The sequence below is a fragment of the Nitrosopumilus sp. S4 genome (genome assembly GCF_054515835.1).
Map to the genome: position 1 here is coordinate 178,824 of NZ_CM137258.1, position 12,476 is coordinate 191,299.

At 28.2% G+C, this 12,476-nt stretch carries 12 protein-coding genes; 3 read left to right on the forward strand and 9 right to left on the reverse strand.

Translation table 11 applies throughout. The features are described 5' to 3' along the window. Window positions 1-7: 7 nt before the first annotated feature. Genes ACX119_RS00955 through ACX119_RS00965 form a run of 3 tightly spaced genes read right to left on the reverse strand, consistent with a single transcriptional unit; the run spans window position 8 to window position 2,927 of the window. Window positions 8-1,000 carry a Gfo/Idh/MocA family oxidoreductase gene (locus ACX119_RS00955; protein ID WP_459351293.1) on the reverse strand — a complete coding sequence of 331 codons (993 nt, stop codon included), beginning with the start codon at window positions 998-1,000 and terminating at the stop codon, window positions 8-10. A 5-nt stretch (window positions 1,001-1,005) separates the two neighbouring features. After that, window positions 1,006-1,977: a Gfo/Idh/MocA family oxidoreductase gene (locus ACX119_RS00960; protein ID WP_459351294.1), complete on the reverse strand. Its 972-nt coding sequence runs from the start codon at window positions 1,975-1,977 to the stop codon at window positions 1,006-1,008. Window positions 1,978-2,036: 59 nt separating this feature from the next. Further along, a complete protein-coding gene (locus ACX119_RS00965) occupies window positions 2,037-2,927 on the reverse strand; it encodes a polysaccharide biosynthesis protein (protein WP_459351295.1) in 891 nt (296 codons plus the stop codon). Between the two features lie 119 nt (window positions 2,928-3,046). Here ACX119_RS00965 and ACX119_RS00970 point away from each other — a divergent pair, with 119 nt between their 5' ends. The 3 genes from ACX119_RS00970 (at window position 3,047) to ACX119_RS00980 (ending at window position 6,500) form a co-directional block, all read left to right on the forward strand. Next, the gene (locus ACX119_RS00970) at window positions 3,047-3,760 is read left to right on the forward strand and encodes an acylneuraminate cytidylyltransferase family protein (protein WP_459351296.1); all 714 of its coding nucleotides are present in this window, start codon (window positions 3,047-3,049) and stop codon (window positions 3,758-3,760) included. A gap of 69 nt (window positions 3,761-3,829) precedes the next feature. Further along, complete coding sequence (locus ACX119_RS00975; protein ID WP_459351297.1) at window positions 3,830-5,317, forward strand: oligosaccharide flippase family protein; 1,488 nt, start codon at window positions 3,830-3,832, stop codon at window positions 5,315-5,317. An 82-nt stretch (window positions 5,318-5,399) separates the two neighbouring features. After that, window positions 5,400-6,500, forward strand: a complete 1,101-nt coding sequence (locus ACX119_RS00980; RefSeq protein ID WP_459351298.1) for an N-acetyl sugar amidotransferase — start codon at window positions 5,400-5,402, stop codon at window positions 6,498-6,500. Between the two features lie 3 nt (window positions 6,501-6,503). Here the strand turns inward: ACX119_RS00980 and ACX119_RS00985 are convergent, their stop codons facing one another. The 6 genes from ACX119_RS00985 to ACX119_RS01010 all read right to left on the reverse strand — a co-directional run bounded on the left by ACX119_RS00985 (window position 6,504) and on the right by ACX119_RS01010 (window position 12,406). Then, window positions 6,504-7,274: a class I SAM-dependent methyltransferase gene (locus tag ACX119_RS00985; RefSeq protein WP_459351299.1), complete on the reverse strand. Its 771-nt coding sequence runs from the start codon at window positions 7,272-7,274 to the stop codon at window positions 6,504-6,506. Window positions 7,275-7,429: 155 nt separating this feature from the next. Further along, the gene (locus ACX119_RS00990) at window positions 7,430-8,524 is read right to left on the reverse strand and encodes a DegT/DnrJ/EryC1/StrS family aminotransferase (RefSeq protein ID WP_459351300.1); all 1,095 of its coding nucleotides are present in this window, start codon (window positions 8,522-8,524) and stop codon (window positions 7,430-7,432) included. Between the two features lie 42 nt (window positions 8,525-8,566). Beyond that, window positions 8,567-9,832, reverse strand: coding sequence for a class I SAM-dependent methyltransferase (locus tag ACX119_RS00995; protein ID WP_459351301.1), 1,266 nt, complete (start codon window positions 9,830-9,832; stop codon window positions 8,567-8,569). Between the two features lie 60 nt (window positions 9,833-9,892). Next, on the reverse strand, window positions 9,893-10,285 hold the full coding sequence (locus ACX119_RS01000; RefSeq protein WP_459351302.1) for a GNAT family N-acetyltransferase: 393 nt from the start codon (window positions 10,283-10,285) through the stop codon (window positions 9,893-9,895). A 30-nt stretch (window positions 10,286-10,315) separates the two neighbouring features. Continuing rightward, a complete protein-coding gene (locus ACX119_RS01005; protein WP_459351303.1) occupies window positions 10,316-11,380 on the reverse strand; it encodes a GDP-mannose 4,6-dehydratase in 1,065 nt (354 codons plus the stop codon). Window positions 11,381-11,476: 96 nt separating this feature from the next. Continuing rightward, window positions 11,477-12,406, reverse strand: coding sequence for a glycosyltransferase family 2 protein (locus tag ACX119_RS01010; RefSeq protein WP_459351304.1), 930 nt, complete (start codon window positions 12,404-12,406; stop codon window positions 11,477-11,479). Window positions 12,407-12,476: the final 70 nt, after the last annotated feature.

Genomic DNA, 12,476 nt, shown 5'->3' on the forward strand with positions numbered 1-12,476 from the left:
TATTCTTCTAGTATCCGAAAATCTTTTCTGCTAATTGGTTGTAACTTGCGGCTTTTTTTAATGAAGGTAATTTTTCTCTAAATTCTTTTTTTCCATCTAGCATAATTGCAATCTCTTCAGTAATTCCTTGTTTTACATCTTGAAATGAAACTTTGAAATCCACATGATTCCAATTCCCAGTATCTTTTTTACATACAAAAAGATCCTCGAGTGGTATTAATTGGTAGGAGTTTTCCTTTGTATTTACCTCGATCCCCCATCTTCCTCCAGAACCCCAATCAGCATGATATGAGAATGGTATTTTTTCATTAGATATACCATCTCCAATAAATATTGAGCCTGAAGGATGCCATTCTAAATTTCCATATTGATAACAATGGATTTCATCTGGCATTCCAATTAATTCAAATGCCATAGTAATCACATGTAATGAATTACTTATTCCCCATCTCTGATAAACTTCTGGTATGTCTTTTTCAAAATCCATTGTTCCTAATCTTTCTGTAAACGTAAATCTACAAGAAGTTATTCCACCTTCATTTTTTACTAATTCTTTCAATTTGAAAAAATTTGGATATGCTAATCTATTATACGCAACTCTGATGTTAATGTTTGGGAATTCTTCAAATGTTGATTCTAATTCATTTGAATAAAGTGAACCTGGCTTTTCAATTAAAATATTATCTTGCTTATTTTCAATTGCCATTTTTGCAGCTTTAATAGTATCTTGAATTGGCGGTGCAACTATTACAATATCTTTTTTTTCAATCGAAGAAAGATTTTTCTCAAATCCTCCGGTATGTAATTTGATTTTATGTTCTTTGCAAAATTTTGAGATATATTTTCCACTTTTTGCAATCGTGGTAATGTCTTTAATTCCTAATTTTCTCAAACCTAGTAAATATTGTCTTGAAATCTCACTTCCCCCAATCACTAAAGCTGATTTATCATTAAAATCCAAAGAATCTATTTTTGTTATCCAATCATAAAACCTACTCATTTTTATCACGTTATTGGACATAACTCCATTTTCTTACCCGTAATTTTGGTTATGTGTTTATTAAAAATTCTAAAAATTTCTTTATGAAGAATGTATGAATTTTCTAAGGTTGTTAACCCACATGAATCTTTATCAAGAATGTCTTTTGAAATTTTTGTAGTAATACTACTTGCATGTTCAAATGTAAAGCTGAATTTTTTATTTTCATGATTAACCATGTCTAATACTTTTTCATTTGTTTCATCAATTAGTAAATGCTTACCATTTCCAATTATATTTACAATTGTTGGAAGATTTTCAAAAGGAAGAAAACTCATGGATATTGTTGAATCATTAGTTCCTTTACCTGTAATCATTCCTGCAAATTCCATTAAATCAGAACCACGCTTATTTGGAAAAATTTTATGTATCAACATTTCACCATTCATTATAATTTTATAATCATCAATAAAATATGAAAATAAATCCATATAATGTACTGCGTTTGTACCAAGTGCAGAAACATTTGATGCTGTTACTGAAAAATGAATTTTTTTTGAATCCCCAAAAAACTCTTTCAATTTTTGATATGATGAAAAACATCTAGGATTAGTATTAATCCAGGCTTTGATGTTTTTTTGATGAAATTTAGTTAGTATATTTTCATATTCTTTATTTGATTGACATACCATCTTTTCTATTAAAAATCGTGAGTGTCCCATGTCTGCAAGTTTACATAACATATTTGCTCTTCCAGTAGCAATTGTTGCAACTATTGTGAGATCTGGCTTATCTTTTAATTCTTGAATATTTTTATACCATGAAAATTTATGCGTGGCATCATTATACTTTATTTCATCTAATCTTTTTTTACCCATTTCAATTGCATCCTTAATTGGTTCTACAATATCGACATCTATTTCAAAATCTAATTTTGCTATTGCCTGTAAATGTCTGCTACCAACATTGCCACAACCAACAAGACAAATTTTTTTCATATTTTTCAAATATTCTTATTTAATGTAGTATTTAATACGTGAATTCTTTTTTCATAGTGCTATATTTTTAGATCATAATTATCTGGATATATTACCCAAATTCCTTTGATTTTTTTAGCTTTTTTCTTTTCTTCATCTGACATTAAAATTTCATCCATTTTTTCTCCAGGTCGTAATCCTATAATTTTGTGTTTTTTAGAAATTTTGGTAGCTAGATCTTTGATATTAAATGATTTCATCTCTGGAACAAAAATTTCACCTTCATTTGCTCTTGGAATACATCTTAAAACAAAATTAGCTGCTTCATCAACATGAAAAAAATATCTTTTCATTTTAGGATCAGTAATTGATAATGGTTTTCCATTTTTAGCTTCTTCTTTCCATACTTCAAACACGTTTCCACGTGTTTCAATTACATTTCCAAATCTAACACTTGCAAATTTAGTTTCTTCAATATGTTTTCCTGCCCAGCTAGTAACTTTTTCACATAATTGTTTAGTTGCACCATATAGGGTAGATGAATTTGCAGCTTTATCTGTACTAACATTTATGAATTTTTTTGGTCTAGATCTAATAGCCATCTTAATTAAATTTACTGTACCATTGATGTTTGCATCAATTGTTTCAATAGGATTGAATTCAGATATCTCAATATTTTTAATTGCTGCAGTATGAATTATAATATCTGTTTTTTTAAATGCCATTTCAATCCTTTCTTTATCTAAAATATTGCCTAGTAGTAATCTGAGTCTCTTATCCTTAATTTTACGTTTAAGAACAAATAAAGCATGTTCATCAATATCTAGAACCCTTACTGATTTTACTGGGAAATCTAAAATTTGTTTTGTAAGAATAGAACCTACACTACCAGCACCCCCTGTAATCAGTATAGTTTTATTTTTCAATTCTTTTGAAATCAATGACTTTTCTTTTGGAGTTAGTTTATTCATTTGATAATTTATGATTTTTACCCACTTTTATGTTGAACTATACTTTTTTTCTTATTGTACAACTCCATTACAGTTGTTTTTATTAACATTAAATTTGAAGATGAAATAGGTAAAAATAATTGAACATTTTGGGAATTATTCCAGCTAGAGGAGGATCAAAAGGAATACCTCAAAAAAATCTCAGAAAGATTTTGGGAAAACCTATGCTTCAATATTCTTTTGATGCTGCCAAAAAATCTCAAATTAATAAAATTCTAGTATCCACTGATGATAAAAAAATAGCACAATTTGCTGAATCTCAAGGAATCGAAGTTCCATTTTTGAGACCAAAAAAACTATCTCGTGATACTGCAAAAACTTTTGATGTTATTAATCACACATTGAATTATTTGCTAAAAATAGAAGATTACACTCCTGACATTGTAATTATTTTACAACCTACTTCGCCTCTTAGAACAAAAGAAATGATTGATAAATCTATAAAATTACTAAAAAATAAAAATACTACATCAGTAATTTCTGTTTCAAAAGTAAAGACTCATCCTTCATCTTCATTTTCATATGATGGAAAATTCCTTAAACCTCTCAGAAAAGATTTTAAGAAATTTGATAGAAGACAACAATATTCTCCAGTTTACTTTCCAACTGGTGCAATCTATACTACATGGAATACAACAATAAAAAAATATATGACTATTTATGGTCCTAGAATTAAACCACTTATTACTGAACAAGAGTTCAGTGTTGACATAGATACAAAATTTGATATGTTTATTGCAGAAATGACATTACATTATTGGAAAAATTTCTCTAGAAAATTCAATGTTATTTAACAAAAAAAGTTATTTTTTCAAAACTGAATTTAATATTTCTTTAAATCAAACATCTCTAGATGATTAATATTGGATAATATTCGTGTTACGTATTCGGGTCTAATAGCTTTTTCAGTTGGTATTTCAGGAGTATTTCTTGGATTATTTTTTACTCTCATGATTACTAGGAGATTATCTCCTGAAGAATTTGGAATTTGGTCTTTACTATTAAGTATGATTAATTATTTTGTTATATCTGAAACTCTAATTTCATATTGGACAACTAGACAAGTAGCCAGAAATGAAGCCATTGCACGAACTGCAATTTTTTCAAGCCTGATTTTTTCATTTATTGCAATCCCATTATATGCAATTTACTCATTTTTTATTTCTGAAAATAGTTCTGCAAATTTTGATATTTTAATTATTGGCATATTTTTATTACCTTTATTTTTTATTAGTCAAACACTAACTGCAATTAATCTTGGTCATAAACCACATCTAACAAGTTATAGTCATATTTTACTTCAATCTCTAAAAATCCCTGTTGCTTTTGCGTTTGTTGTCTATTTTGATCTAGGTGTTGTTGGAGCTATTGTTGCAATGTTTTTGGCTCTTACTGGAAAAATTATATTTCAAATTTATGTTGCCAAAGAAAAATTACAAGAAAAATTTCACTTCAAAATTCTAAAACAATGGATTAATAGATCTTGGTTATCATCATTTGGTTATTTTTCTAACTATATCCAAATGATTGATATCCCATTATACTCAATAATAACTGGTTCAGTGTTAGGAGTTGCATATTATCAGGCTGCTTGGGTAATTGCTGCAATAGTTAGCCATTCAGGTTCTATATCTCAAGCAATTTATCCAAAATTATTATCAAATCAAAACTTTGCAGAAATTAGAAAAAATTTCACTTATCTTTTATATTTTGCAATCCCATTATTAGGAATCTCATTTATTTTTTCAAAAGCTGGATTATTTGCATTGAATCCATCCTATCAAGAAGCATGGCCAATTGTCATTGTTCTATCTTCTAAAATATTTCTTAAAGTTTTATGGATCATTCCATCACATGTAATTTTAGGTCGAGAACAAGTAGATGTTGAACAAAATCCCTCTTTTAGACAATTATTCAAAAGTACTCTATTTAGAATCCCTACATTTGGTAGCATTTTTTACGGATTCTACACTGGAATCCTGATAATTTTATTTTTTTCTTTACGAGATGAAATCGATGAATTATCTTTGGTTTTTTGGTGGGTATTGATTGGTTTGATTATTGAGATCGGATATGCATCTTTTCTTTGGATATATTCAAGAAAATATTTCCAAATTAGTTTTCCATTCAAGAATATTTCAAAATATATTTTTGCAACATTATTATTTTGCGGTGTCTTCCTTTTAGTCTCAGATAGTATTTTAAATTATGATATTAGTATTTACAAATTTTTACCTTCAGTTTTGTTCCAACTGGCTATCTGTGTAACTATTTACGTAATAACGACTTTAATAATTGATAAAGAAATTCGTCAACTTTTTACTTCTGTTATTAAAGAATTGAAGAAATGATCTGCTTAACTTTTTTTAAGTGGTTGTAATATATTCATGTCAGATTTAGGTAATTTGAATGAAATATTGTAAGAAATGCTTAATGCCTGATACCCGGCCAGGACTAACATTTAACCAAGAAGGTGTTTGTGCTGCATGTATAAATTTTGAAAAACAAAAATTAACTGACTGGGATAAACGTTGGAAAGAACTAGAAGAATTATGTGATAAATATCGAGGCTCAAATGGAAAAAGCTATGACTGTGCAATTGCTGTATCTGGAGGAAAAGATTCACATTTTCAAACATATATTATGAAAAAAAAATTACACATGAATCCTTTATTGATCTCTGTTGGTAATGTGGATTGGACTGAAACAGGAAGAAAAAATTTTGATAATATTTCTGATGCATTTGGATGTGACATAATTACATTTCAACCAAATATTCAATTATCACGAAAATTATTTAGAAAAGCTTTTGAAAAATTAGGTTCAACAACTTGGTATGTTGATTCTTTAATCTATGCTTTCCCTCTTAAAATTTGTATGAAATTAGGGATAAAACTTTTGATTTATGGTGAAGATGTAAATTATACCTACGGTGGAGAACACAATAAAGAAACACCATCTGCATTAATGCAACCGTATAATGATGTTGTAAAACCAGTATGGGATATTTGGTTTGAAGATGGAGATATATCTGAAGAAGAACTTGAAGCTGCAAAAATGCCTTTATTAGAAGATGTAAAAGATTCTGAACTAAATCCAATTTATCTAAGCTATTTTGTACCTTGGAATTCAGTTCATAACTTTGAAGTTGCAAAAAGATGGGGATTCAGACACCTTGGTCATGAATATGAACGAGAAGGCTCTATTGACAATTATGATCAAATTGATTCACTTCCTTACATGTTAAATCCTTACATGAAATATTTGAAATTTGGTCATTCTGTAGCTACTGATAATGCATCAAGATGGATTAGATATGGTTTGAAAACCAGAGAAGAAATGATACCTATAGTTGAAGAAATGGATGGGAAATTAGATCAAGGAATAATTGACAAATTCTGTGAATTTACCAAGATGACTCATCATGAGTTTTGGTTAATAATGGACAAATGGTACAATAAAGATTTGTTCTCACAAGATAATCATGGAGTTTGGCATCCAAAGTTTAAAGTTGGAAAGGGTATAATTAAATAATTCTTATTTTTTTAAAATTACTCCTATTGCCCATCCTTTTGTTACATAATTATGAGGCGGAAAAGATTTCCACATTTTTTCATGTACTTTTTCTTCTTTTTCCCAATTAACTGTAGGAATTTCTCTGGACAATAAATTATTTTTATATGGTTTGATGACTCTTTCAATTATATCTTGCAATTTATATGATCTATATTCATCTAGATCTTCGTTCCAATCAAAAGTAAGAATCAAAAGCCCTCCTGGTTTTAACACTCTCAAAAGCTCCGCTATTGCTTTCACGTCAAAGTTTTTTTTATGATTGTTAATGTATTTACCATTATGAATCTCTTCTTCCAAGTGCTCAATTACAGAAATACAAAAAACTCTATCAAAATAATTATCTTCAAATTCCAAATTTAGAATATCTCCTACCCTGTAAGAAAGATTAATTCCGGAATATTTTGCTAATTTAGGAGCTATTCTCTCCATCAAAATTTTATCAGGATCTATTGAAATTACATCATGACCTTTGCTAGCTAAATATACTGGAAATAACGATACTCCTGAACCTACATCTAAAATTTTCATATTTTCTGTCAAATTTGCATTTTCAACAGCCCATGGATATTCTGCCCTTCTTATCGGATATGGTAGTGTACTTGATTCTATAACATCTTTAGTCCATATGACATCTACTACATTAGAAATTTGAATTCTTCCATGCTTTTTTAAATAACGTGCAAATTTTCCCAGTATACGACGGGAAATTTTAGAATCTTTTTTACTTAACAATGAAAAGAAACTATCTAATACGCTATAGCTCCAACTATTTGTTCCTAGTTTATTAATTTCAAAGACATGACTTAATTGTTTAGAACGCAACTCTAGCATTTTTTCAATAATTTGTTCATATGATTTTTTAGTTAAATTCGTCGGAATTTTAACAATCATTTCAAAAACTTTCCAAATTTAGTAATTACTTTTTCTACTTCCTGATTAGTCATGCCATTAAATATAGGTAAAGTAAACACTTGCTCGTAAATTTTTTCAGCATTAATACATCTAAATTTACTTAATTCTTTATTACAAGGCTGCATATGAATTGGTTTCCATGATTTTCTGGCATCAATTCCATTTTTATTAAGAAATTTGACACATTCATCTCTTTGTTTTTTTGATGTTGTTTTAACAAAAAATAACATAAATGAATGTCGAGTAATATATGAAGGAATATCTTGAAAATCTAAAGACGAAAATTCTTTTTTGTATATTTTTGCAATTTTATTTCTTCGCTCAATATGTTTTTCTACTTTTTTAAATTGTTCAATTCCTATTGCAGATTGAATATCTGTTGTTCTAAAATTTGATCCTACAAAGTCATGCACATACATTTCTTTTGTACTTCTTCCATAATCTTTTATTCGATCTATTTTCTTTAGTAATGTGCTATTTGTAGATGCTATACATCCTCCCTCAATTGTTGTTAATTGTTTTGCAATTTGAAAACTAAAAGCTGTAAGATGATCAAAACACCCAATATTTTTATTTTTATATTTCCCACCAAATGATTGTGCTGCATCTTCAATTAGGATGAAATTATATTCTTTTGAAAGTTTTCTAATTGCATCTATGTCTACAGATAAACCTCCAATATCAACAACTATAACAAATTTAATATTCTGTTTTTTTACTGATTTTTCTATTATTTCTGGTGTGATATTAAACGTATTAGGATCAATGTCTGCAATGACAATTTCAGCTCCTAACATCTTAGGAACAGAAGAGCTTGCAACAAAAGTAAAAGCTGGAACCAACACTTTGTCTTTTGGCTTCAAACCATGAACAATTAATGCTGCCATTAGTGCTGATGAACCATTATTAACTACAACACAATTTGATTCCAAATATTTTGAAATGAGATTCTCGAATTTTTTTGTTACATTTCCTTGACTAGGCCAATTTGATTTAAGAACTCTCATTACTGAATCCCATTCTTTTTTACCTAGATTTGGTCTGCTCATAGGAATTGTATATTTTTTCAATTTTCTATTGTCCTACTAAAATTAAACATAATCTATTTTTATTCATACTTCACATTTACGTTCAATTATCTGCAATTTTGGTAATGGAATGATAAACTTTCCTCCATTTTGGAGATATTCTTTTTCTCTTTCTATAAATTCCTCTAAAAAATACCATGGTAAAATAAGAAAATAATCTGGATTTTCTTTTCTAGCTTGCTCTTCAGAAATGATAGGAATTTGGGAACCTGCTATTTTTTTGCCCCATTTTATAGGGTTTCTATCTGCAGCTGCTTTTATCAAATTTTTATCTAATCCATAATATTGTAATAATGTATTTCCTCTTGTAGATGCACCATAAACATAAACTGTTTTTCCTGATTTCACTTCATTTTTTATCAATTTTTTAGTCTGTTCTTTTAGATTTTTTATTTTTTTAGCAAATTCATTATATGGCTCTATATTTTCAAGACCTATTTTTTTTTCATAGTCTCTAACTTTTTCTACATTTGAGGAAATTTCATATTTTGCTTCCTTATTTTTAATAAAAACTCTGATACTTCCACCATTTACATCATTAATTTCTAAATCAAATACTTCTAATCCATGTCTATCTAAAAGATTTTCAAGAGATCTTAGAGAATAATATTCTAAATGTTCATGAACAATATTGTCAAATGAATAATTTTCTAACATTGTTACCAAATAATTCATCTGAATTACCCAAATGCCATTTTGGTCTAAAACTTTTGTAATGTCATTAACAAATTGATTCGGATCCTCTAAATCATAAAACATTGCAATTGATGTAATGATTTTTGCTTTTTTATCTCCGAATTCTTTTTGAAATGCTTTAAAATTGAAGAAATCATTAATAATTTTTGATGTGCCTATAGAATTTTCTTCTAAAAGGTTTTTTGCAGGTTCAAATCCTACAAGTGTAAGATCATTTCTTTCATAAGAACGAAGAAGTGTCCCGTCATTTGCACCTATATCTATAACTATATCTCCTGTAGATAAATCTAGTTTTTCTTTGATCTTATCTGTAATCTCTTTTAGTGCATTTTTCATTGATTGATTAACACCACTCTTATACCAAAAATTTCTATACAGTAATTCCCCCGATACTGTTTCTCTTAGTTGAAGAAGTCCACACCCTCCATCATTTTCATTGCATAATACCAAATCTAAATTACTTTTAACAAAATTTTTATCATCTAAATCTACAAAATTTACAATATATTGTTCTCCCAATGAAATTATTTTTTTTAATTTTTTATTATTACAAACCCTACAAGAATCTATTGCAGTAATTTTTTCTTGTGACATTACCCACCAAATTTCCAGTGAGTTAAAAAATCTTCTTAATTATAACTAAAGTAAAAAAATCTATTCAGGACTTGAATCCATAGAATAAATCAACCCTCTTGGAATCATTCCCAAAGATTGAATAAACTGTTTTGATTTTAAATTATCAAAATCAACAATTGCCCAATAATACTTTCTTTTTTCCATGATCATTAAATTCTTTATAGCTTTTTTCCCAAATCCCTTTCTTTGAAATTCTGGTAGGATAAAATAACCAATCTCATTTCTAGTTGTGATCATTACAATCCCCACTATTTTTTCTTCATTTATTACATTAAAAATTTTATTTCCATTATGACAAAATCTATGATAAAATTCTTCAAACTTCTTTTTGCGACCAAATGATTTGTTAAATATTTTCCAAGCATTTTTAAAATCTGAATCATTTTTTAATAATGTTAGTTTTATTCTCATAAAATAATCCCCTACTTTGTATTTTTAAAATTAGTCATTGTTTTTCCCATTTTCATTTGCTTTTCTAGTTGTTATCTTTGATTCACTAGGATACATTGGAGCATCCCAAGGAAAGAAATCCCCTTTAAGAAATTTTTTCCATCTTTTAATATCTTCATTTACCATAATTTTTACTAACTTTTTAAATTTGATTTTTGGTTTCCAACCCAAATCCTTCTTTATGTTTGAAAAATCTCCACAAAGATAGTTTACATCAAGAGGTCTAAAAAATTTTTTATCTGTCTTGACATATTTTGTCCAATCTAAATTCACTTCTTCAAAAGCTAATTTAACAAATTCTTTTACTGTGTGTGATTCTTTAGTGGCGACAACATAGCTTGTTGGAACTTTATTTTGCATCATTTGATGAATTGCTTCCATATATTCAGGAGCATAACCCCAATCTCTTTTTGCTTCTAAATTACCTAAGATTAATTCCTTTTCTAACCCTAATGCAATTTTTGCCACTCCATTTGAAATTTTCCTAGACACAAATTCCATTCCTCTTATTGGTGATTCATGATTAAATAAAATCCCAGAAACTGCATACATTCCATATGCTCTTCTATAAACATCTGTTATCCAATGTGCATATAGTTTAGCTGCAGCGTATGGACTGGCAGGACTAAAATATGTTTTTTCATTTTGAATATTTGTTCCACTATTTCCATACATTTCACTACTTGATGCTTGATAAAATTTTATTTTTAAGTTGTAAAATCTAATTGCTTCTAATAATTTAGTAACTGCTGTTCCGGTAATTTCTGCATTTCCAACTGGTTGTTCAAATGCTGTACTAACATAACTTACTGCAGCCATGTTGTAAACTTCATCAGGATCTGAAATTTTTACTGCCTCAATTAATGAACCCATATCCAGCAAATCTGCAGGTATTAGATTTAACTTTGAGAAAATACCTAAGCTTTGAAGTCTCCAAAAATTTGGACTTGATGTTCTTCTAAATGTGCCATATACTTTGTATTTTTTTTCAAGTAATAACTTTGCTAGATATGCTCCATCTTGACCAGTAATTCCTGTTATTAACGCCTTTTTCAATTCTTATACGTTTGAATTATTAATTTTTGTAGGATAAATTTCATTATCGATATTTATTCACAAAATATGTTTATTTAAAAACTACTTTTAAGTAAATTAATATTTTTTAAGAAATTTCCTCAAGATGTTGATTCCTACATTAACTCTTGATTGATTATCGTAAATAGGAATCCATCTTGGACCATTTTCTTCAACCCATTTTCTACTTAAAACACAAATTATTTTCCCTAAATTCTTGTTATCCTTTACCGCTGGATTCTCAGGATCTAAATATTTTACCACTGCTTTTGCATGTTTTTCTTCTGCTCTTTCTGCTTTCTTTTTATTTGTAATGATATATTCTGGTTTATTCCAAATTACTTTTTGAAAATTCTTCTCATCATCTGATTCATATTGGATTCGTTCAGTTTCATTATGTATGTGATATGTAGATTTTATCTTTCCATATCTATATCCTGATTCTTCTACTGACTGTCTAAAAAAATAATCTGTAAATCTCCACATATAATCATCATCACAATGATAATTTTTTACAGCTTTTGTTTTAACAATATGACATAAATCTGATGAACGTGCATTTTCCTTTAACTTATCCTCAAAATCCCTATACATATGATATGCTAAAATCGTCTTACTGTTTTCAATTACATCTAAATCATTTTGATGTTTAATCATTTCATCATACCAACCATTTGCAAGAAATATATCGCCATCAATGAGAACAAACCATTCTGTTTCTACTAATGAAAATAAGAACTCTAATGATTTACCTGTTGTGTGTAAATCTGCTCTCTGATGGATATTTACTCTGGGAAAACGCTCTAAAATTTTTATTGTATTGTCTTTAGAACCCCCATCACAAACATGTAAGTTTTTAACAGGTATTTCTTGATAAATTGAAAATAGGCATTTTTCGAGGAAATTTTCAGCATCAAGAGTTAATATTACAACATCTACTGATTCCAAGTTTGATTCTTCGATTTTTCTATCAATAAACAATCCTAATGGTTTTTCAATAAATTTCAATTATCAAAAATTATGCATTCAGGATTATTATCTTTTTGAATAATTTGCTTTTATATTGGCATAAATGCTT